The organism is Geodermatophilus arenarius, assembly GCF_042654585.1.
GTDB lineage: Bacteria > Actinomycetota > Actinomycetes > Mycobacteriales > Geodermatophilaceae > Geodermatophilus > Geodermatophilus arenarius.
Genome location: NZ_JBHSGR010000015.1, coordinates 63,803 through 84,210, shown reverse-complemented (window position 1 = coordinate 84,210; position 20,408 = coordinate 63,803). Strand labels below are relative to the sequence as shown.

Annotated in this window: 19 protein-coding genes and 1 riboswitch; of the genes, 9 read left to right on the top strand and 10 right to left on the bottom strand. The window is 76.2% G+C overall.

Annotated elements, in window-relative coordinates:
* Positions 1 to 185 precede the first annotated feature (185 nt).
* The 3 genes from ACFO3M_RS14505 (at position 186) to ACFO3M_RS14495 (ending at position 3,859) form a co-directional block, all read left to right on the top strand.
* Positions 186 to 1,361 carry an acyl-CoA dehydrogenase family protein gene (locus tag ACFO3M_RS14505; protein WP_387989952.1) on the top strand — a complete coding sequence of 392 codons (1,176 nt, stop codon included), beginning with the start codon at positions 186 to 188 and terminating at the stop codon, positions 1,359 to 1,361.
* 7 nt (positions 1,362 to 1,368) lie between these two features.
* Positions 1,369 to 2,520, top strand: coding sequence for an acyl-CoA dehydrogenase family protein (locus ACFO3M_RS14500; protein ID WP_387989949.1), 1,152 nt, complete (start codon positions 1,369 to 1,371; stop codon positions 2,518 to 2,520).
* A gap of 91 nt (positions 2,521 to 2,611) precedes the next feature.
* Positions 2,612 to 3,859, top strand: coding sequence for a serine hydrolase domain-containing protein (locus ACFO3M_RS14495; RefSeq protein ID WP_387989946.1), 1,248 nt, complete (start codon positions 2,612 to 2,614; stop codon positions 3,857 to 3,859).
* A 28-nt stretch (positions 3,860 to 3,887) separates the two neighbouring features.
* On the opposite strand, the gene ACFO3M_RS14490 is transcribed toward ACFO3M_RS14495, so the two are convergent.
* Together ACFO3M_RS14490 and ACFO3M_RS14485 are read right to left on the bottom strand one after the other, a co-directional pair.
* A complete protein-coding gene (locus ACFO3M_RS14490; protein ID WP_387989944.1) occupies positions 3,888 to 4,709 on the bottom strand; it encodes an HDOD domain-containing protein in 822 nt (273 codons plus the stop codon).
* Complete coding sequence (locus ACFO3M_RS14485) at positions 4,706 to 6,769, bottom strand: putative bifunctional diguanylate cyclase/phosphodiesterase (protein WP_387989941.1); 2,064 nt, start codon at positions 6,767 to 6,769, stop codon at positions 4,706 to 4,708. The genes ACFO3M_RS14490 and ACFO3M_RS14485 overlap by 4 nt, the downstream gene beginning before the upstream one ends.
* Positions 6,770 to 7,070: 301 nt before the next feature.
* Between ACFO3M_RS14485 and ACFO3M_RS14480 the strand changes: the two genes are divergently transcribed.
* Genes ACFO3M_RS14480 through ACFO3M_RS14465 form a run of 4 tightly spaced genes read left to right on the top strand, consistent with a single transcriptional unit; the run spans position 7,071 to position 10,925 of the window.
* On the top strand, positions 7,071 to 8,603 hold the full coding sequence (locus tag ACFO3M_RS14480; protein ID WP_387989938.1) for a Re/Si-specific NAD(P)(+) transhydrogenase subunit alpha: 1,533 nt from the start codon (positions 7,071 to 7,073) through the stop codon (positions 8,601 to 8,603).
* 5 nt (positions 8,604 to 8,608) lie between these two features.
* A complete protein-coding gene (gene pntB, locus ACFO3M_RS14475) occupies positions 8,609 to 10,033 on the top strand; it encodes a Re/Si-specific NAD(P)(+) transhydrogenase subunit beta (protein WP_387989935.1) in 1,425 nt (474 codons plus the stop codon).
* Entirely contained in the window at positions 10,030 to 10,428 is a 399-nt protein-coding gene (locus tag ACFO3M_RS14470; RefSeq protein WP_387989932.1) for a hypothetical protein, read from the top strand. Before pntB ends, ACFO3M_RS14470 begins: the two co-directional genes overlap by 4 nt.
* A gap of 38 nt (positions 10,429 to 10,466) precedes the next feature.
* Positions 10,467 to 10,925, top strand: coding sequence for a hypothetical protein (locus ACFO3M_RS14465; protein ID WP_387989929.1), 459 nt, complete (start codon positions 10,467 to 10,469; stop codon positions 10,923 to 10,925).
* Here the strand turns inward: ACFO3M_RS14465 and ACFO3M_RS14460 are convergent.
* A complete protein-coding gene (locus ACFO3M_RS14460) occupies positions 10,846 to 11,751 on the bottom strand; it encodes a pentapeptide repeat-containing protein (RefSeq protein ID WP_387989926.1) in 906 nt (301 codons plus the stop codon). The two genes, ACFO3M_RS14465 and ACFO3M_RS14460, sit on opposite strands and share 80 nt — an antisense overlap.
* Before the next feature lie 22 nt (positions 11,752 to 11,773).
* Here ACFO3M_RS14460 and ACFO3M_RS14455 point away from each other — a divergent pair, with 22 nt between their 5' ends.
* A complete protein-coding gene (locus tag ACFO3M_RS14455) occupies positions 11,774 to 12,166 on the top strand; it encodes a VOC family protein (RefSeq protein WP_387989924.1) in 393 nt (130 codons plus the stop codon).
* A gap of 49 nt (positions 12,167 to 12,215) precedes the next feature.
* On the opposite strand, the gene argG is transcribed toward ACFO3M_RS14455, so the two are convergent.
* Positions 12,216 to 13,664, bottom strand: coding sequence for an argininosuccinate synthase (gene argG, locus ACFO3M_RS14450; protein ID WP_387989921.1), 1,449 nt, complete (start codon positions 13,662 to 13,664; stop codon positions 12,216 to 12,218).
* Positions 13,665 to 13,745: 81 nt separating this feature from the next.
* On the opposite strand from argG, the gene ACFO3M_RS14445 reads away from it, so the two are divergent.
* Complete coding sequence (locus tag ACFO3M_RS14445) at positions 13,746 to 15,017, top strand: M18 family aminopeptidase (RefSeq protein WP_387989918.1); 1,272 nt, start codon at positions 13,746 to 13,748, stop codon at positions 15,015 to 15,017.
* Here ACFO3M_RS14445 and ACFO3M_RS14440 read toward each other — a convergent pair.
* The 6 genes from ACFO3M_RS14440 to ACFO3M_RS14415 form a co-directional block, all read right to left on the bottom strand.
* The gene (locus ACFO3M_RS14440; protein WP_387989916.1) at positions 15,005 to 15,427 is read right to left on the bottom strand and encodes a hypothetical protein; all 423 of its coding nucleotides are present in this window, start codon (positions 15,425 to 15,427) and stop codon (positions 15,005 to 15,007) included. The genes ACFO3M_RS14445 and ACFO3M_RS14440 overlap by 13 nt on opposite strands.
* Before the next feature lie 66 nt (positions 15,428 to 15,493).
* The gene (locus ACFO3M_RS14435) at positions 15,494 to 16,222 is read right to left on the bottom strand and encodes a DUF72 domain-containing protein (RefSeq protein WP_387989913.1); all 729 of its coding nucleotides are present in this window, start codon (positions 16,220 to 16,222) and stop codon (positions 15,494 to 15,496) included.
* Between the two features lie 16 nt (positions 16,223 to 16,238).
* Positions 16,239 to 17,078: an SDR family NAD(P)-dependent oxidoreductase gene (locus tag ACFO3M_RS14430; protein ID WP_387989910.1), complete on the bottom strand. Its 840-nt coding sequence runs from the start codon at positions 17,076 to 17,078 to the stop codon at positions 16,239 to 16,241.
* 23 nt (positions 17,079 to 17,101) lie between these two features.
* Complete coding sequence (locus tag ACFO3M_RS14425; RefSeq protein ID WP_387989907.1) at positions 17,102 to 17,761, bottom strand: class I SAM-dependent methyltransferase; 660 nt, start codon at positions 17,759 to 17,761, stop codon at positions 17,102 to 17,104.
* Between the two features lie 7 nt (positions 17,762 to 17,768).
* A complete protein-coding gene (locus ACFO3M_RS14420) occupies positions 17,769 to 18,707 on the bottom strand; it encodes an aggregation-promoting factor C-terminal-like domain-containing protein (protein WP_387989905.1) in 939 nt (312 codons plus the stop codon).
* A 241-nt stretch (positions 18,708 to 18,948) separates the two neighbouring features.
* Positions 18,949 to 19,109: riboswitch (cyclic di-AMP (ydaO/yuaA leader) on the bottom strand.
* Between the two features lie 151 nt (positions 19,110 to 19,260).
* Positions 19,261 to 20,157, bottom strand: coding sequence for a hypothetical protein (locus tag ACFO3M_RS14415; RefSeq protein WP_387989902.1), 897 nt, complete (start codon positions 20,155 to 20,157; stop codon positions 19,261 to 19,263).
* Positions 20,158 to 20,408 lie beyond the last annotated feature (251 nt).

Sequence of the window (20,408 nt, the reverse complement as noted above, 5' to 3'; positions counted from 1 at the left end):
GGGCGCCCGGGCACCACCCCGGGCCCCGGGAGCGGCACGTCCGGTGACCGCCACCCGGGGCCCGGGGCACGTCCCGCCCCACCCGTCCCACGCTCCGAGAGCCGGATCTACTGATCGGTAACGAATGTGGGATCGTCGAGGAACACGTCGAGACGGCGTCACACCGCCGTCAGGAGAGAGGTCCCATGCGGTTGCAGCTTTCCCCGGAGATGGAGGCCTTCCGGGATGAGATGCGCACCTTCTTCACCACCCAGGTGCCGCAGGAGATCCGCGACACCGTCGCGGCCCACCGCCACCTGACCCGCGACCAGTACGTCGAGGCCCAGCGCGTCCTCAACGCCGCCGGCCTGGCCGTGCCGCACTGGCCGGTCGAGTGGGGCGGCCGGGACTGGACGCCGCTGCAGCGCCACATCTGGCGCGAGGAGATGCAGCTCGCCAACGTCCCCGAGCCGCTCGCCTTCAACGCCAGCATGATCGGCCCGGTCATCGCGACGTTCGGCAACCAGGAGCAGAAGGAGCGCTTCCTGGCCAAGACCGCGAACCTCGACATCTGGTGGTGCCAGGGCTTCTCGGAGCCCGACGCCGGCTCCGACCTCGCCTCGCTGCGCACCACCGCCGTCCGCGACGGCGACGACTGGGTGGTCAACGGCCAGAAGACGTGGACCACCCTCGGCCAGCACGCCGACTGGATCTTCTGCCTGGTCCGCACCGACCCGACCGCGGAGAAGAAGCAGCGCGGCATCTCGATGCTGGTCTTCCCGATGGACACCCCGGGCGTGACCCTCCGCCCGATCCAGCTGATCGACGGCGGTCACGAGGTCAACGAGGTCTTCTTCGAGGACGTCCGCGTGCCCGCCGAGAACCTGATCGGCGAGGAGAACCGCGGCTGGGACTACGCCAAGTTCCTCCTCGGCAACGAGCGCGTGGGCATCGCCCGGGTCGGCGCCACCAAGAAGCTCATCGCGCAGGCCAAGGAGCACGCCCGCGAGGTCGTCGTCGCCGGCCGGCCGCTGTCGCAGGACCCGCGCCTCACCGCGCGCATCGCCGAGCTCGAGAACGAGCTGCTGGCCCTGGAGCTGACCGCGCTGCGCGTGGTCGCCAACTCCGCCGACGGCAAGCCGCACCCGGCCTCCTCGGTGCTCAAGCTGCGCGGCTCGGAGCTGCAGCAGGCCGCCACCGAGCTGCTGGTCGACATCGCCGGCCCGCTGTCGGTCGCGTCCTTCGCCGACGGCGGCTCGCAGGTTCCCGAGTGGGCCCGGGTGGCCACGCCGGAGTACCTGAACTACCGCAAGGTCTCCATCTACGGGGGCTCCAACGAGGTCCAGCGGACCATCATCGCCGGCACGATCCTGGGGCTGTGAGCTAGCAGTGGACTTCCAGTACGACAGCGAGCAGAACGACCTCCGCGAGGCCGTCGCGGGCCTGCTGGGCCGCGCCTACGGCGACAGCGAGCGGCGCCGCCAGGTGGTCGCCACCGACCCCGGCTTCGACGAGAAGACCTGGGCGCAGCTGGCCGAGATGGGCGTCCTCGGGCTGCCCTTCGCCGAGGAGGACGGCGGCATGGGCGCCGGCCCGATCGAGGTGGCCCTGGTGGCCGAGGAGATCGGCCGGGTGCTCGCGCCCGAGCCGTTCGTCGAGGCCGTGGTCCTGGCCGGTGGCCTCGTCGCCGCCGTGGGCACCGCGCAGCAGCGGGCGGCGGTCCTCGGGCCGCTGTCCGAGGGCGGCAGCGTGCTCGCGTTCGCGCACGCCGAGCCCGGCACCCGGTGGAGCCCGGCGGCGTCGGCCGTGACCGCCACGCAGGACGGCGGCACCTGGCGGCTGACCGGCGTCAAGGAGCCGGTGCCGGGCGGCGCCCGCGCCGACGTCCTCGTCGTCAGCGCCGTGACCGAGGGCGGCACCTCGCTGTTCCTCGTCCGGGGCGACGCCGAGGGCCTGACCCGCACCGGCTACCACACCCACGACGGCACCCGCGCGGCCAACGTCACCCTCGACGGCACCCCGGCCGAGCTGCTCGGCGAGGGCACCGCGGACCGCACCGCCGACGTCGAGCGGGCGCAGGCCCTGGCCCGGATCGCCTACAGCGCCGAGGCCGTCGGGGCGATGGACACCGCGCTCAAGACGACCGCGGAGTACCTGAAGACCCGCAAGCAGTTCGGCGTCACGCTCAACCGGTTCCAGGCGCTGACCTTCCGCGCGGCGGACATGTACGTGTCCCTGGAGCTGGCCCGCAGCACCGCGCTGTGGGCGAGCATGGTGGCCGACACCGGCGGCGACGTCGTCACCGCCGCCGACCGCGCCCGGCTGCAGACCAGCCGCGCCGGCCGGCACGTCGGCAAGGAGGCCATCCAGCTGCACGGTGGCATCGGCGTCACCGCGGAGTACTCGGTCGGCCACTACACCAGCCGGCTGACCGCGATCGACCACCTGCTCGGCGACGGCGACTGGGCCGCCGACCGGCTGGCGTCGGCCGTGGACTCCTACCCGACGGTCGACCCGCTGGGCGCCCCGTACACGGGCTGACACCCCGCAGCAGCAGCCGGCGGCCGGCGTCCCCTCCGCGGGGGCGCCGGCCGCTGCCGTTCCCGCCGGCCGACCACCTAGGGTCCGGCGGGTGCTCGCCTGGCTCCTGGTCCCCGCCGTGCTCGCGACGGTCCTCGCCTGGGCCGCGGCGCGGCTGGTCCGGCGCCGCGCCCGTGGCCGCCGTGGCGGGCGGCTCGCCGCCGTCCTGGTCGCCGTCCTCGCCTGGCTGGCCGTCGCGGCGGGCGGGCTGCAGGTGTGGGCGCGGGCGTCCCTGGACTCCTCCGGCATCGCCCGCGCGATCGTGTGGATGGACGCCGACGTCGACGACCGGCTCCGGTTCCCCGAGCTGCCGGTCCCGGCGGGCGGCACCCCGCTGCCGCTGACCGCCGGCTCCCTTCCCGCCGGCGTCCTCGACGAGGTCACCGTCCCCGGCGGCGGCACCGAGGACCTCGCCGCGCTGCTGGACCGCACCCAGACCACGGGCTTCGTCGTGCTGCGCGGGAACGAGGTGCTGCTCGAGCGGTACGGCGCCGGCGGCACGCGGGAGACGCCGATGACGTCGTTCTCGGTGGCCAAGTCGGTGCTGTCCACGCTGGTCGGGCTGGCGATCGACCGCGGCGCGATCGGCGGCCTGGACGACCCGGTCACCGACCACGTCCCCGAGCTGCTAGACCGCGACCCCCGCTTCGGCGCCATCACGCTGCGGCACCTGGTGACCATGTCGTCGGGCCTGTCCTACGAGGAGGAGGGCCTGCCCTGGAGCGACGACGCGCTCACCTACTACGACGTCGACCTGCGGCGGCTCGCCCTGTCGGCCGAGGTCGCGCAGGAGCCGGGGCGGGAGTGGCTGTACTGCAACTACAACCCGCTGCTCGTGGGCCTGGTGCTCGAGCGCGCCGTCGGCGAGCCGGTCGAGGACTTCGCCGCCGAGGCGCTGTGGGGCCCGATGGGCGCCGAGGCGGACGCGAGCTGGAGCGCCGACAGCACGGCCAGCGGGTTCCCCAAGATGGAGAGCGGGTTCAACGCCGTCGCGCGGGACTGGGCCCGGTTCGGGCTGCTGTTCGCCCGGGAGGGCCGCGCCGGCGACCGGCAGGTCGTGCCCGCCGCGTGGGTCGCCGAGGCCACCGCCCGGGACACCTCCGCCGACCCCGCCGAGCACTACCAGTACTGGTGGTGGGTCGACACCGAGCGCGAGGGGCGGTTCTACGCCCGCGGCAACAAGGGCCAGTACGTCTATGTCGACCCGGCCACCGACGTCGTCGTGGTGCGGCTCGGCCGCGAGGAGGGCGTCGACGACTGGCCGGCGGTGCTCCGCGACGTCGCCGACCGGGTGGGCTGAGCGGGCGGCCCCTGCAGGGGGCCGTCGGTCAGTCGCCGACGATGGCGCGGCGCAGGTCCTCGGCGTCGGCGCGCACCTGGTCGAGCACGGCTGCGACGCCGTCCTCGCGCAGCAGCCCGCCGCTGAGCCGCTCGACCGGCACCGGCACGTGCTCCGGGTCGGCGTGGCGGGCGCCGAGCTCGAACGCGACCCGCAGCAGCGTGCCCTCGGCGGAGGTGGGGTCGTCGACGGCGGCCAGCGGCGCGACCATCGCCGGCGGGAAACCCCACTGCTCCAGCGCCACCGCGGACAGCCGCAGCGCGGAGATGCCGTACCGGCACACCTCCGCGGTCCGCCGTGCGGCGAAGGGACGCTGCCCGGCGGCCAGCTCGCGGTAGCCCTCCTGGTCGGCGGCGTGCAGCAGCGCCACGCCGACCTGGGCGAGCAGCCCGAGGCACAGGGCGTCCTGCGGCCGGCTGCCGAAGCGCGGGGCCAGTGCGGAGGCGGCCAGCGCGATGCCGGTGCTGGTCTCCCAGAACCGGTCGGGCAGCTGCGACTCGTCGTCCAGGCACGTCAGCGCGACCGTCGCCATGGTGCGGACCGCGGTGAACCCGATGACGGTGACGGCGAACTGCAGCGTCGTCGCCCGCCCGCTCATGCCGAAGTAGGCCGAGTTGGCCAGCTTCATCACCCGGCCGGCCAGGGCGACGTCGGCGGCGAGCACGTCGGCGAGGGTGCGGGCGCTGGCGTCCTCGGTGTTGGCGACGGCGACCACCTGCGCGGCGACCGGGTGCTGCGCGGCCATGGTGTCGATGCCGGCGAGCAGCCGGTCCAGGTCCACCGCGGGGCGGGACAGGGGCACCGCGGTCACCGGGCACCCACCCAGGTGGCGACGGCCGCGCCGTCCATCGGCTCGGCCAGGGAGAAGCCCTGCAGGTAGGTGGCCCCGAGCTGGCGCAGCGCCACGGCCTGGGCGGAGGTGGCCACGCCCTCGGCGACGGTGGACAGCCCCAGGCTGCGGGCCAGCGCGATGACGGCGCTGGCGATCTCGACGTGCCCGTCGGCGAGCTCGGCCACGAAGGACCGGTCCACCTTGAGGCAGTCGACCGGCAGGTGGCGCAGGTAGGCCAGCGACGAGTAGCCGGTGCCGAAGTCGTCGATCGCCAGCGCCACCCCGAGGTCGCGCAGCCGCTGCAGCAGCGCACGGGCGGCGGCGGGGTCGGTCATGAGCGCGGACTCGGTGATCTCGATCGACAGCCGGGCCGGGGCGACGCCGTGCCGGTCCAGGGCGGCGACCACCTCGCCGGGCAGGCCGGCGTCGAGCTGCAGCGCCGAGACGTTGACGTTGACCTGGGGCGGCGCGGCCGCGCCGAGCGTGCGGTCCCACTCGGCCACCTGGCGGCACGCCTCGTCGAGGACCAGCAGCCCGAGCGCGCCCACCAGCCCGCTCTCCTCGGCCAGCGGCACGAACGTCGCGGGGCTGATCGGGCCGCGCTCGGGGTGCACCCAGCGGGCCAGCGCCTCGACGGCCTCCAGCGAGCCGTCGGCGGCGGAGACGATGGGCTGGTAGTGCAGGCCGATCCGCCGCTGCTCGATGGCGTCCCGCAGGTCGGCGACCAGCCGCAGCTTGTCGCGGGCCTCGGCGCGGCCGGCGCGGTCCAGCACCCGCACCCGGCCCTTGCCGCCGGCCTTGGCCTGGTACATGGCGATGTCGCAGTCGCGGACCAGGTCCGCGGCGTCGGCGTGCTCGGGGGCCTGCACGGTGACGCCGACGCTGCAGTGCGGCCGGAACCGCACGCCGGCCAGGTGCACCGGCACCGCGAGCGCGGCGACGATGCGCTCGGCCAGCGCGGCGGCGTCCGCCTCGTCGACGTCCTCGCAGACGACGACGAACTCGTCCCCGCCGAAGCGGGCGACCAGGTCGCCGGGGCGGACCGTGGCGCGCAGCCGCCCGGCGACCTCCACCAGCAGCTCGTCGCCGGCCTCGTGGCCGAGGGAGTCGTTGACCACCTTGAAGTCGTCGAGGTCCAGGAACAGGCAGGCCAGGCCGCGGCCGCCGGCGGTGAACCGGCCGGCGAGGTGCTGGTCGAGCAGGGTGCGGTTGGGCAGGCCGGTCAGCGGGTCGTGCTGGGCCTGGTGCGCCAGCCGCGCCTCGAACGCCATCCGGTCGGTGACGTCCTCGACGGTGCCGAGGAAGCCCGCGCCCGCGCCCGGGGTGAACACGTGCCCGAAGCGCAGCACGGTGGTCCGCTCGGTGCCGTCGGGGCGCACCAGGCGCGCCAGCACCTCGCCGTCCCCGCCCTCGAGGACGGCGGCCACGACCTCCACGACGGCGCCCAGGTCGTCCTCGTGCACGCAGCCGGTCCACCCGGTGCCCAGCAGGACCTCGGCGGGCCGCCCGGCCAGCCGGCAGAACGCGTCGTTGACGTGCGCCAGCCGCATGCCCTGCTCGGACAGCAGCGTCGGGACCGGCGAGCGCTCGCTCAGGGTGGCGAAGCGGCGCTCGGCGGCGTCGGCGCCGGCGCGCGACACCCGGTCGGCGTTCCCGGCCCCGGGCGTGATCGCCAGCGTCCACGCGTCCCCGGCCGGCGCGGGGGTCGCCCGCACGACCGCGTCGGTCAGGCCGCCGTCCGCGGTGCGGACGGGCAGGGCCAGCCGGGAGGTGTGCTCGCGGCGCAGCAGCAGCGGGAGCTCGCCGGCGGCGAGCGTGGGGACCAGGTCGGTGACCGGCCGCCCGGCGAGGTCCTCCGGGGCGGGACCGAGCAGCCGGACGGCGCCCTCGTTGGCCCAGGTGACCCGCGGCGCGTCCCCGATGGTCTCGGCCACGAGCAGGGCGGTCCCCTCGCCCCCCGCCGCCGCGGAGAAGACCGCGGCCACCACCTCCGGGGTCACGGCACCGGCCGGACCCGTGACGGGCGGGCTGGCGGGCACGGGCGTCCTCCTCGACTGCGTCGGCCTGCACGGTCGGTGTCCCCGCACGGGGACACCCCCGCTGCGTCGGCACCGGCGGGGCCGGACTGCAGCCGGGGACGCCGTCCCCTCACCCCGAGGGGTGGGTCCGGGCCGCCTGCGATCCGCGTCACGATCGGGTCCCGGGGGGCGAGGGATGCCGGGTGCGCCTGTCACCATGCAGCCCCGGGGTGGCGAGAGCCCGCCTCCCCCGCAGCACCACCCAGGCCCGCCGGCAACGACGCCGGCCCGAGCTGTCGTTGGAGTGCGCGTGCTCATCGGTGTGCCCGCAGAGACCCGGCGGAACGAGACGCGGGTCGCCGCGACCCCCGCGAGCGTCGGCCGGCTGTGCGCCCTCGGTCACGAGGTCCTCGTCCAGTCCGGCGCCGGGGAGGCGGCCAGCTGCCCCGACGAGGCCTACGTCGCCGCCGGCGCGCGGATCGGCTCGGCCGCCGAGGCGTGGGGCGCCGACGTCGTCCTGCACGTCAACGCCCCGACCCTCGACGAGGTCGCCCGGCTGCGCCCGGACGCGGTGCTGGTCAGCCTGCTGGCCCCGGCCCTGGCGCCCGACCTGCTCGACGCGCTGACCGCCCGCGGCGTCACCGCCCTGGCGATGGACGCCGTCCCCCGCATCTCCCGCGCCCAGTCGCTGGACGTGCTGTCCTCGATGGCCAACATCGCCGGCTACCGGGCCGTCGTCGAGGCCGCGCACGCCTTCGGCCGGTTCTTCACCGGGCAGGTCACCGCGGCGGGCAAGGTGCCGCCGGCCAAGGTCTTCGTGGCCGGCGCCGGCGTCGCGGGGCTCGCCGCCATCGGCGCGGCGAGCAGCCTGGGCGCGATCGTGCGGGCCACCGACGTGCGGCCCGAGGTCGCCGAGCAGGTGCGCTCGCTGGGCGGCGAGTACGTCGGCGTGCCGGCCGACGAGGAGGAGCAGGCCGCCGGCAGCGGCACCGGCTACGCGTCGGTGACGTCGGAGAGCTTCAACGCGCGGGCCGCCGTCATGTACGCCGAGCAGGCCCGCGACGTCGACGTCGTCATCACCACCGCGCTCATCCCCGGCCGCCCGGCGCCCCGGCTGCTCACCGAGGACATGGTGGCGAGCATGAAGCCGGGCTCGGTGGTCGTGGACATGGCCGCCGCGCAGGGCGGCAACGTCGCCGGCTCGGTGCCCGACGAGGTGGTGGTGACCCCGAACGGCGTGACGATCATCGGCTACACCGACCTGCCGGCCCGGCTGCCCGCGCAGGCCTCGCAGCTGTTCGCCACCAACCTGGTCAACCTGCTCACGCTGCTCACCCCCGGCAAGGACGGGCGGCTGGTCCTGGACACGGACGACGTCGTGCAGCGGGCGATGACCGTGACCCGCGACGGCGAGCTGCTGTGGCCCCCGCCGCCGGTGCAGGTCTCCGCCGCCCCGGCCGCCGCCGCGCCGCCACCGGCGCCGCTGCCGCCACCGGAGAGGAAGGCGCCCAGCCCCCGGCGGCGGGCCGCGCTGGTGGGCCTGGCCGCCGCGCTGCTGTTCCTGCTGGCCGCGTTCTCCCCCGACCAGCTCATCGGCAACCTGACGGTGTTCGCGCTCGCCGTCGTCGTCGGCTTCTACGTCATCGGGCACGTGCACCACGCGCTGCACACCCCGCTGATGAGCGTCACCAACGCGATCTCCGGGATCATCGTGGTCGGCGCCCTGCTGCAGCTGGGCCACGTCAGCACGGTGGTCACCGTGCTCGCGTTCCTCGCCGTCCTGCTGGCCAGCATCAACGTGTTCGGCGGCTTCGCCGTGACCCGCCGCATGCTCGGCATGTTCCGGAGGGCCTGACCGCCATGACCGCCACCACCGCCGCGTCCGCGGCCTACATCGTCGCCGGCCTGCTGTTCGTCCTGAGCCTCGCCGGCCTGTCCCGGCACGAGACCGCCAAGGCGGGCAACGCCTACGGCATCGCCGGCATGGCCGTCGCCCTGGTCGCCACCGTCGGGCTGGCCTGGCGCGACGGCGACGCGCTCGCCGTCGGGCTGATCGCCGTCGCCATGGCCCTCGGCGCGGCCATCGGCCTGTGGCGGGCGCGCATCGTCGAGATGACCGGCATGCCCGAGCTCATCGCGCTGCTGCACAGCTTCGTCGGCCTCGCCGCGGTGCTCGTCGGCTGGAACGGCTACCTGTCGGTCGAGGGTGCCGGGTCGTCAGGGGGCGGGGCCGGCGAGGCCGAGGAGCTCGGCCTGCCGGTCGGCATCCACTCCGCCGAGGTCGCGATCGGCGTCTTCATCGGCGCGGTCACCTTCACCGGCTCGATCGTCGCGTTCCTCAAGCTGTCGGCGCGGATCAAGAGCAACCCGCTGGTGCTGCCGGGCAAGAACGCGCTGAACCTGGGCGCGCTCGCGGCGTTCGCCGTCCTGACCGTCGTCTTCGTCGTCTCGCCCAGCCTGGGCGTGCTCGCCGCGGTCACCGTGCTGGCGCTGGCGCTGGGCTGGCACTTGGTCGCCTCGATCGGCGGCGGCGACATGCCGGTCGTCGTCTCGATGCTCAACAGCTACTCCGGCTGGGCGGCCGCGGCGTCGGGCTTCCTGCTCGACAACGACCTGCTGATCATCACCGGCGCGCTGGTCGGCTCCTCGGGTGCCTACCTCTCCTACATCATGTGCCAGGCGATGAACCGCTCGTTCCTGTCGGTCATCGCCGGCGGCTTCGGCAACGAGGGCAGCACCACCGGGGCCGGCACGGTCGAGGGCGAGCACACCGAGACCACCGCCGAGGAGGTCGCGCAGCTGCTGCGCGACGCCGACAGCGTCGTCATCACCCCCGGCTACGGCATGGCGGTCGCGCACGCGCAGAACGCCGTCGCCGACCTCACCCGCACCCTGTCGGACAAGGGCGTGCCGGTCCGCTTCGGCATCCACCCGGTCGCCGGCCGGCTGCCCGGGCACATGAACGTCCTGCTGGCCGAGGCGAAGGTGCCCTACGACGTCGTCCTGGAGATGGACGAGATCAACGACGACTTCCCGAAGACGTCGGTGGTCCTGGTCATCGGCGCCAACGACACGGTGAACCCGGCCGCGGCGGAGGACCCGGGCAGCCCGATCGCCGGCATGCCGGTGCTGCACGTGTGGGAGGCCGAGCACGTCGTCGTGTTCAAGCGGTCGATGAGCACCGGATACGCCGGCGTGCAGAACCCGCTGTTCTTCCGCGAGAACACCCGGATGCTGTTCGGCGACGCGCGCGAGCGCGTCGAGGACATCCTGCGGGCGCTGTGAGCGTGCTCGTCAGCCCGGCGTGGCTGATCGGCGGGCTGCGCAACGTGCCGGGCTTCCTGGCCACCGACGGGCGGGGGCTGGCGTTCGTCAGCGACACCCCGGTGTTCGACGTGCCGCTGGGCGCGGTCACCGACGTCTCGTGGCCGTGGTGGTGGTTCGGCGGCGGGCTGAGGCTGTCGGCGGCCGGGCAGCGGTGGAAGGTCACCTTCGTCCGGCCGAACGGCATGCCGCCGCCGCGGCCGTCGGTGCTGGCGTCGTCGGTGGGCACCGTCGGGGTGCTCACCGGGACGCTGCCGCCGCACGCGCTCGCCGACCTCGACGCGCTGCGCGGGCTGGCCGACGTCCGCGACGGCCGCGCGGCCGGGCGGCGCTGGCGCGAGGTGCTGCCGGGCTGAGTTGCGGGGCGGTCGGCACGGGCGCGACGGTGGACGACGTGGACCCCTTCCGCCTCGGCATGCCGAAGATCCCCGGCCTCACGGAGCTGCTCACGCTCCTGCAGACGCAGACCGAGGCGCTGGCCCAGCTGCCGCGCACGCTGACCGACCTCAACTCCGCCGTCCGGGAGCTCATCGCCGCGACCTCGACGGCGACGTCGGCCATCGCGTCGGCGCAGCGCACCGCGGAGCGGCTGGAGGGGCTGGTCGGCGAGCTGGAGGAACCGGTGCGGGCGCTCAAGCCGGGGCTGGAGCGGGTCGGGCGGGTGCTCGACGACCCCGCCGTCGAGGCGGTGCCGGACATCATCCGCACCATCGACGAGGACCTGATGCCGATGATCGCGACGCTGCGTCAGGCCCAGTCGCGGGTCGCCGGGGTCACCGGCCTGCTGCGCCGCCGCGTCCGCCCCGACGACCGCCCCGACGACCGCCCCGACGACGCGGACGCGGCCGGCTGACGCCCGGTGCGGCCGCCGTCCAGTGCGCCGGGCGCCCGAGGACGGCGGGCAGCCGGGTGCCGCCGTCGCCGCGGGCGGCGGCCACCTGCGGGCGCGTGAGGAACAGCGCGCCGGTGAGGTCGGCGCCGCGCAGGTCGGCCGCGCGCAGGTCCGCGCCGAGCAGGTCGGTGCCGGTGAGGTCGGCCCCGCGCAGGTCCGCGCCGAGCAGGTAGGCACCGCGCAGGCTCACCCGGCGCAGGTCGGTCCTCCGCAGGTCGGCGCCGACCAGGTCGGCGCCGCGCCGGTCGTCCCCACCGGGGCGGACGGCGGCGCTGACCCGGCCCAGCAGCTCCCCCGCCTCCGCGCGGACGACTCCGGCGTCGACCGCCGCCAGCTCGGCCGGTGAGCCCGCGGCCAGCCGCTCGGTGCGCCCGAGAGCGGTCGTGACCTCGTCGTGCAGGCCGGCCGGCAGCGGCAGCGCGGCCGCCTCGGTGAGGTACCAGAGCAGCTCGTGCAGCTGCCGCAGGACGGGGAACGCCGCCGCCACGCCGGGGTCGGCGGCCGGGCGCTCGACGGCGGCGGCCCGCACCAGCCGCTGGCCGGCGCCGAAGCAGTCGAAGACCGTGCAGCCCGGGAAGCCGCGCTGCCGCAGGTCGGCGTGGATGCCGCAGCGGGCGTCCGCGGTGAGGTGGACGCAGGCCCGGCCCGCCGGCTTGTCGATCGCGAAGTCCGCGGACGCGGCGAACGCCGGGAGCACGCAGCACAGCCCGGCGCAGGACGAGCAGTCGGCGGCCAGGTCCCGCCGCCGGTCGGCGGGGGCGGCCGCCGGCGGGGCGGGAGGGGTCACCGGTCGAGGGTATGCCGCGGGCATGGACGTGCTGAGCAGCCGCGTGCTCCTGCGGCCCACCGACCCCGCGCGCTCGCAGGCGTTCTACCGCGACGTCCTCGGGCTGGCCGTGTACCGCGAGTTCGGCCCGCCCGAGCACCGCGGGCTGGTGTTCTTCCTCGGCAACGGCCTGCTGGAGGTGTCCGGCCGGGCCGACCAGCGCCCGCGCGGGCTGGCGCTGTGGGTGCAGGTGCGCGACCTGGCCGCCGAGGTGGCGCGGCTGGCCGGGGCCGGCGTCCCCGTCGTCGCGGAGCCCGGGCGCATGCCGTGGGGCCTGCTGGAGGCGATGGTCGAGGACCCCGACGGCGTGGCGATCGTGCTCGTCGAGGTCCCCGCCGACCACCCGCTCCGGGTGGACGTCCGCCCGCCCGGCTGAGACGCGGCGGCCGTGCTCCGCCTTTCGCGCGCGAAAGGCGGCCCGGTCCCTAGTCGGTGCCGGACTCCATCGCGGCGCGGTCGAGCGCCTCGTCGTCGACCGGGGTGGTGCGGCCGGCGATCGCCTGCGCGCCGCCCTCGGTCATCCGGTCGATCAACCCGGTGGCGGCCGCCTGCGCGGCGCCGATGACGGCGGGCTCGGCCCCGCCGCCGACCATGCCGAGCCGTGCGTACTGCTCGAGCTTGGCGCGGGAGTCGGCGATGTCGAGGTTGCGCATGGTCAGCTGGCCGATCCGGTCCGTGGGCCCGAAGGCGGGGTCCTCGGTGCGCTCCATCGACAGCTTGTCCGGGTGGTAGCTGAAGGCCGGGCCGGTGGTGTCGACGACCGACCAGTCCTCCCCGCGCCGCAGCCGCAGCGTGACCTCGCCGGTGACGGCCATGCCGACCCACCGCTGCAGCGACTCCCGCAGCATGAGCGCCTGGGGGTCCAGCCACCGGCCCTCGTACATGAGCCGGCCCAGCCGCCGGCCCTCGGTGTGGTAGGTGGCGAGGGTGTCCTCGTTGTGGATGGCGTTGACCAGCCGCTCGTACGCGGCGTGCAGCAGCGCCATGCCCGGCGCCTCGTAGATGCCGCGGCTCTTGGCCTCGATGACCCGGTTCTCGATCTGGTCGGACATGCCCAGCCCGTGCCGGCCGCCGATCGCGTTCACCTCGAGCACGAGGTCGACGGCGGAGGCGTACTCCTTGCCGTTGACCGAGACCGGCCGCCCGTTGGCGAAGCCGATCGTCACGTCCTCGGTCTCGATCTCGACGGCGGGGTCCCAGAACCGGACGCCCATGATCGGCTCGACGATCTCGATGCTCGCGTCGAGGTGCTCCAGCCGCTTGGCCTCGTGGGTGGCACCCCAGATGTTGGCGTCGGTGGAGTAGGCCTTCTCCGCGCTGTCCCGGTAGGGCAGGCCGTGCGCGGTCAGCCACTCCGACATCTCCTTGCGGCCGCCCAGCTCCTCGACGAACCGGGCGTCCAGCCACGGCTTGTAGATCCGCAGCGAGGGGTTGGCCAGCAGGCCGTACCGGTAGAACCGCTCGATGTCGTTGCCCTTGAACGTCGAGCCGTCGCCCCAGATCTGGACGTCGTCCTCGAGCATGGCGCGCACCAGCAGCGTGCCGGTGACCGCGCGGCCGAGCGGGGTGGTGTTGAAGTAGCTGCGCCCGCCGGAGCGGATGTGGAACGCGCCGCAGGTCAGGGCCGCCAGGCCCTCCTCGACCAGCGCCTCGCGGCAGTCGACCAGCCGGGCGACCTCCGCGCCGTAGGCGGTGGCCCGGCCGGGCACCGAGGCGATGTCGGGCTCGTCGTACTGGCCGATGTCCGCGGTGTAGGTGCAGGGGACCGCGCCCCGGTCGCGCATCCAGGCGACCGCCACGGAGGTGTCGAGACCACCAGAGAAGGCGATCCCGACGCGTTCGCCGACGGGCAGGGACGTGAGCACCTTGGACACGAGAGAGATTATGCACGTCCGCGCATGACCATTCACGGGCGGGGGTCGGGGCGCCCGCGCCCGTGGGGCAGGATCGCAGGAGTGCCGGACCTCTCCCTCGGCGACGACCTGCGCGGTCTCGTCGACGCCGCCCCCTCCCCGTTCCACGCCGTGGCCGAGCTCACCCGCCGGCTGACCGCCGCCGGGTTCAGCGAGCTGGCCGAGGCCGACGCGTGGCGGCTCGCCCCCGGCGGGGCGCACTTCGTGGTGCGGCAGGGCAGCCTCGTCGCGTTCCGGCTGGGCAGCGCCCCGCTCGCCGACGCCGGCATGCGGCTGGTCGGCGCGCACACCGACTCCCCCACCTTCCGGGTCCGGCCGCGGTCCGACGTCCGGCAGGCCGGCTACCGGCTGGTCGGCGTCGAGCCGTACGGCGGCGGGCTGTGGCACACCTGGCTGGACCGGGAGCTGACCGTCGCCGGGCGGGTGGTGCTGCGCGGCGGCCGCACCGCGCTGGTCCGGCTCGACGGCGCCCCGCTGCGGCTGCCGTCGCTGGCCGTCCACCTGGACCGGAGCGTGCGCGAGGGGCTGACGCTGGACCCACAGCGGCACCTGGTCCCCGTCTGGTCGCGGGACCTGGACACCGAGCCCGGGCTCACCGAGGCGCTCGCCGCGGCCGTCGGGGCATCGCCGGGCGACGTCGTCGGGCACGACCTGGTGCTGGCCGACACCCAGCCCGCGGCCCCCGCCGGCGCCGACGGGACGTGGGTCGCGGCGCCGCGGCTGGACAACCTGGCCAGCTGCCACGCCGGCGTGACGGCGCTGGTCGGCGCGGCGCCCGGCGAGCGCACCCAGGTGCTGGTCGCCAACGACCACGAGGAGGTGGGCAGCGGCTCGACGTCGGGGGCGCGCGGCAGCTTCCTGGAGGACGTCGTCCGCCGGCTGGTCGCCGTCACCGACCCCGCGGACCCGCAGGCGCTGCCCCGGACGCTCGCGCGGTCCCGGCTGGTCTCGGCGGACATGGCGCACGCCGTCCACCCGACCCGGTACGACCGGCACGAGCCCGCCCACACCCCGCAGCTCGGCGGCGGCCCGGTGCTGAAGGTGAACGCCGACCAGGCCTACGCCACCGACGCGGCCGGCGGCGGCTGGTTCGCCGAGCGGTGCGCCGAGGCGGGCGTGCCGGTGCAGTACTTCGTCTCCCGCGCCGACCTGCCCTGCGGCTCGACGATCGGCCCGCTGACCGCCACCCGGCTGGGCGTGGCGACCGTCGACGTCGGCGCGCCGATGCTGGCCATGCACTCCTGCCGCGAGCTCGCCTCCGCGCTCGACGTGCCCCTGGTGGTGGCCGCGCTGACCGCCTGCTACGAGGACTGAGCGGGCGGCGGTTCCTGGCCGGTGGGCCGGTCGGCCGGCCGGTCCGACGGGGAGCGGCGGAGGACGTCGGCGAAGGACTCCTCCAGCCGCGCCCACGTGCCGCTCCACTCGACGAGCGGCTCGAGGATCCGCTCGAAGACCGCCAGCTGCTCGTCGAAGGCCTGCAACTGACCCACCAGACCCTCGACGAGCTGCCGCTGCGCCCGCACCGACGACGCGATCGACCGCACCTGCGCCGCCGACATCGCCCCGGGCGGCGAGGGCAGCCGCGGCAGCGACAGCCCCGACGGGACGGCGCCGGCGGCCAGCCGGGTGGCCCGGTCGGTGAAGCCGCGCAGCTGCGCCACGAACTCCTCGACCGACCGCGCCACCAGCCCGCCGTCGCGGGGCCTGTCCTCGGACTCGCTCACGCGCACCTCCCCCGGCCCGCCCGCCCCGGTCGGCGGGAACCGGACCCAGTCTCGCGGCTGCGGACCTCAGCCGCCGGTCAGCGCGCGCAGCGTCTCCGCGTTCCGGACCGCGTGGCCGTACCCGTCGTTGTTGAAGTACGCGTAGACGTCGCGCCCCTGCCCGGCCCACTCGCCGATCCGGTCGGCCCACCAGCACAGGTCGGCGTCGGGGTAGGAGCCGGCGTACAGGTGCGCGGCGTCGGGCCCGTGCAGCCGGACGTAGACGAACGGCGCCGTCGCGCGCAGCACGCACGGCAGGCCGGCGCCGCTCATCACGCAGTAGGCGGCGCCGTGCCGCTCGAGCAGCGCGAACACGCCGTCGTCGTGCCAGCTGGGGTGCCGGAACTCCACGGCCACCCGCATCCAGTCCGGCAGCAGGCCGAGGAAGTGGTCGAGCCGGGCGTCGTCGCGGGCGGCGGCCGGGTGCAGCTGGACCAGCAGCACCGCCCGCCGGGGCCCCAGCTCGTGCCAGGCCGCGGTCATCCGCTCGACCCAGGCCTCCGGGGCGTACAGCCGCTTGGCGTGGGTCAGCCCGCGCGGGGCCTTGACCGACAGCCGGAAGCCCTCGGGCAGGCGCTGCCGCCACCCGGCGAAGGTCGCGGTGCGCGGCCAGCGGTAGAAGCTGGCGTTGAGCTCGACGGTGCCGAACCGGCGGACGTAGTGAGCCAGCCGGTCGCGGGACGGCGTCCCCGGCGGGTACAGGACGTCCTCCCAGTGGTCGTAGCTCCAGCCCGACGTGCCGACGTGGACGGCCACCGGCCCCCCTGCGCGGTCAGGCCCGGCGCAGGGCGGCCAGGCGGGTGGCGGCGGCGAGCACCCTCCCGTACGAGCCGGGCGCCAGGCGCACCAGGACGTCGGGGACGACGGCGCTGGCGCCGATGAGCAGCCGCGGCCGGCGCCGCTCCACCGCGTCGACGATCCGCTGCGCGGCGCGGCCGGCCGGGTACCGCAGCAGCCTGGCGAACTCCCGCTTGCCCCGCTCGGCCTCCGCCGGGTCCGCGCCACTGGCGACGCGGGCGGTCTCGGCGATGCGGGTGGCGATGCCGCCGGGGTGCACGCTGGTCACGCCGACGCCGTCCCCGGCCAGCTCGTGCCGCAGCGCCTCGGTGAACCCGCGGACGGCGAACTTGCTCGACGCGTACGCCGCCTGCCCGGCCGGCGCCATGAGCCCGAACAGGCTGGAGACGTTCACCAGGTGCGACCCGGGGTGCGCCTGGAGCGTCGGCAGCAGCGCGTGGGTGAGCCGGACGGTGGCGCGGAAGTTGACGTCCACGACCCACTCGAACTCCTCGAGGGTCACCTGGTCGAACCGCCCGCCCAGCGCGACGCCGGCGTTGTTGACCAGCAGCGTCGTCCCCGGGTGGTCCGCGACGACCCGGTCGGCGGCCGCGCGCAGTTGCCCGGCGTCGGCGAGGTCGGCGACGACGGTGGCCACCGACCGGCCCGGGGAGGCCGCGCGCACCGCCGCCGCGACGCCCTCGAGCCGCTCGGCGTCGCGGTCGAGCAGCACGAGGTCGTTGCCGCGGGCGGCCAGCCGCGGGGCGAGCGCGGCGCCGATGCCGCTGGCCGCCCCGGTGACGACGGCGGTACCGGTGAAGGCGTAGGGGCGCACGCGGCGACCGTATCCGGCGGCGCTCAGGGCAGCCGCCACACCGTCGTCCGGCGCAGCCCGGGCCCCTCCGTCTCGGGGACCTCGTACACCGCGGCCGACTCCAGCCGCTCGTGCGGGAGGTACGGGCGGCCGGGGTCGCCGACGAGCACCTCGCAGCCGCGGGCCCGCGCCCGGTCGAGGAAGGGCAGCACCCGCCCGGTCATCTCCCGGTCGTAGCAGACGTCCCCGGCGACGACGACGTCGACGGCGGGCGGCTCGCGGTCCAGCACGTCGCCGGTGACGCTGATGCCCGCGACGCCGTTGAGGCCGGCGTTGACGCCGACCGCCGTCCGGGAGAACGGGTCGACGTCGCTGGCCAGCACCCACCGGGCACCGGCGAGGACGGCGGCGACGGCCACCAGGCCGCTGCCCGACCCGAGGTCGAGCACCGTGCGGCCGGCGACGGTGGCGGGCTCGTCGAGCAGGTGGCGGGCCAGCGCCTGCCCGCCGGGCCAGGCGGCGGCCCAGAACGGCGGCTCCCCGCCCGCCCCGCCGGCCGCGGTCTCCATCGCCTCCCACAGGGCGACGACGTCGTCGGCGACGTGCAGCCGCACCTCGGGGACGAGCGAGGGCCGGCGCACCTGGGTGTGCGCGCGGACGAACCCCGCGGGCACCACCCGGGTGGCCGGCCCTCGATGGATCACGTGTCGATCAGTACCAGCCGGTGGCCTGGCTGTGCGCCCAGGCGTCGCACGGCGAGCCGTAGCGCTCCTCGATGTAGATCAGGCCGGCGTCGATCTGGCGGTAGCCGTCGGAGGTCTTGGCGATCCCGGTGCTGGCCCAGGTGGAGTCCAGGAACTGCGGGATGCCGTAGGCGGTGCTGGTGGGGTTCTGGGCGTTGGGGTTCCAGCCGCTCTCCTTGCCCCACAGCTTCTCCAGGCAGGAGAACTGCTCGCCGCTGCCGACCTTGCTCAGCGCGTAGTCCTTGAAGGAGCCGGAGGGCGCGGCGGGCGCGGCCTCCTCGGCGGCCTCCTCGGCGGCCTGCTCCTCGGCGGCCTGCTGCGCGGCGGCGGCCTCGGCGGCGGCCTGCGCCTCGGCGGCCTGGCGGGCGGCCTCCTGCTCCGCGGCGACGCGGGCGGCCACCTGCTCGGCGGCGACGCCGGCGGCCTCGGCCTCGGCGGCCTCGCGGTCGCGCTCGGCCTGCTCGGCGGCCAGCTGCGCGTGGGCGGCACCGGCCTCCTGCGCGCTGCGCTCGGCGCGCGAGGCGGCGATGTCGGCCAGCGACGTCAGGTCGGGGGCGGTCGCGGCCTGCTGCTCGGGGATGCCCAGCTCGTCGGCGACGCTGACCGCGGTGGCGGCGGGGTCGGTACCGGCGGAGGCGGCGGGGCCGCTGGTGGAGACGACGCCGACGATCAGCGCGCCGGCGGCGGCGGCGCCGAGCAGGAGGGCCGGGCGGCGCGGGCCCAGCGGCGGGCCGCCGCGGCGGAACAGGCGCCGGCGGGCGGGGGCCTCGGCGGCGTCCGCGACCGCGGGCAGCTCGCGGGTGGCGGTGCCGGCCGTGGTCTCGGCGGCGGTGTCGGGGGTGTCGGCGGTGGCGAGCTCGGCGGTCGCGGGGGCGTCGGCAGGCGTGTTCGGGACGTGGCGGGACATGAGGGGGTGAGGGCTCCGAGGGAGAGTGCGCGCGGCAGCGGGCCCGGAGGCGGACCTCGGGCATGCGCGTGCGGCGCGGGGCTACGGGTGTCGCGGACTACGGGGTCCCCGGCGACGTCGTCGCAGGGAGCGGCAGGGCAGGGGCGGCCGGCGTCAGGCGGACGCGGGAGCGCGGTGTGCGCGCGGGCAGCTGCACCTGCGGGCCGCTTCGGCCCGGAGGCGGGGCATGCGGGGACTCTCCGTTTCTTCCGTGAGCCGCCTACCGAGTTAGCTGACGGGTTCGGGCGGGAAGGAGCCCTACGCGCGCCGGGCCGGAGCTCGGCGGGCGCGATTCACCCCAGTACTGCGGTGGGTCCCCGGCTCGCGTCCACGGGCGCGGACACGACTCGGCGGCGTCCGGCCGGGCTCCCCAGGACGGGGACCTGACGACCAGCCGGACGCCAGCCACCGTACGGTCGTTACCGGTTCGTGACAACCGCCGGGGCCGGAGGTGCGGCCGTGACGGGTGGGGCGGACCCCCTCGTCCCGGAACCCGCCCCCGCGTCGCCGCTGGTCAGGAGGCCGCGGCCACCTCGGGCCGGCCGGGCCCGTGCAGCGGTGTCACGTCGGACACGTCCGTCCCGGACGACGCAGGACGCGACTCCGCCCGGAGTCCACCGGCGGACTCCTCCAGACGGGCCAGCCCCCGCTTGTCGCCGAGGGCGGGGACGTCGTCGGGCACGACGCCGGTGACGACGGCGAGCGCCTCGTCCAGCTGCCCGGTCAGCAGGCGCAGCCAGTCGCGCGCCCGGTCGCGCTCGTCGCGCAGGGGCTCGAGCTCGGCCTCGACGGCGTGCCGGCGCTCGAGCGCCTCGGCGTCGGCCCGCGCCCGTGCCGCGGCGGCCTCGCGGTCCCGCCGCTCGCGCTCCGCGGCGGCCGCCTCCTCCAGCCGGGCCGCCTCGAGGCCCGCGGCCTCGAGGACGGCGGCGGCCTCGCTGCGGGTCTGCTCGCGGGCGGCGAGCACCGCCTCGCGCATCTCGGCCACCCCGGACAGCCGGGCCTGCGCCTCGGCGAGCGCCTCGGCGCGGATCCGCCCGGCCTCCTCCTCGGCGGCGGCCGTCAGCGCGGCGGCCTCCTCCTCGGCCCGCCGCACGATCGCGGCCGCGTCCTCGGGGCCGGGCAGGCTCTGCCGCTCGCGGACCAGCTGGGCCAGCCGCCGGCGGGCGTTCTGCAGCTCGGCCGACGCGGCGGCGTAGCGGCTGAGCAGGTGCTCGTTCTCCCGGCGCAGGACCAGCAGCTCGGTCTCGGCCCAGGCGACGTAGTCGTCCACCTGCACGCGGTCGTAGCCGCGGACCGCCCCGGTGAACACCGGCCCGGTGCCCAGCAGGCCGTCGAGCCCACGTCCCGGAGGCGGCTCCGCGGTGCCGTCCCCGGTCCCGTCGGGAGCAGCTCCCCGTCCCCGCAGCGACATCCCGGTTCCCCCTCGGTGCGCCGTCCGATCCGGCCCCCCACCGGCGCGCCGGTCGGGGGTGATCACAGAGTTCCACCCGCCGGGTGCGGCCGGACGGGTCGACACGGACGCGCGCGGGGCGTCCGGACCGGTCGCGCCCGGACGTGCCGGGCCGGTCACCGAGCGCGGTCGAGAGGTCTCAGTACGGTCACGGAGGCGCCGGGAATGCCCGGCGGGGGCAGGTCGTTGGGCCGGGTACAGTAGTTGCACTC

Bases quoted from the DNA above. Each gene is read 5' to 3' on its own strand.
- ACFO3M_RS14505 (WP_387989952.1), top strand. From the start codon at position 186: ATGCGGTTGCAGCTTTCCCCGGAGATGGAGGCCTTCCGGGATGAGATG.
- pntB (WP_387989935.1), top strand. From the start codon at position 8,609: ATGACCGCCACCACCGCCGCGTCCGCGGCCTACATCGTCGCCGGCCTG.
- ACFO3M_RS14455 (WP_387989924.1), top strand. From the start codon at position 11,774: ATGGACGTGCTGAGCAGCCGCGTGCTCCTGCGGCCCACCGACCCCGCG.
- ACFO3M_RS14420 (WP_387989905.1), bottom strand. From the start codon at position 18,707: ATGTCCCGCCACGTCCCGAACACGCCTGCCGACGCCCCCGCGACCGCC.
- ACFO3M_RS14415 (WP_387989902.1), bottom strand. From the start codon at position 20,157: ATGTCGCTGCGGGGACGGGGAGCTGCTCCCGACGGGACCGGGGACGGC.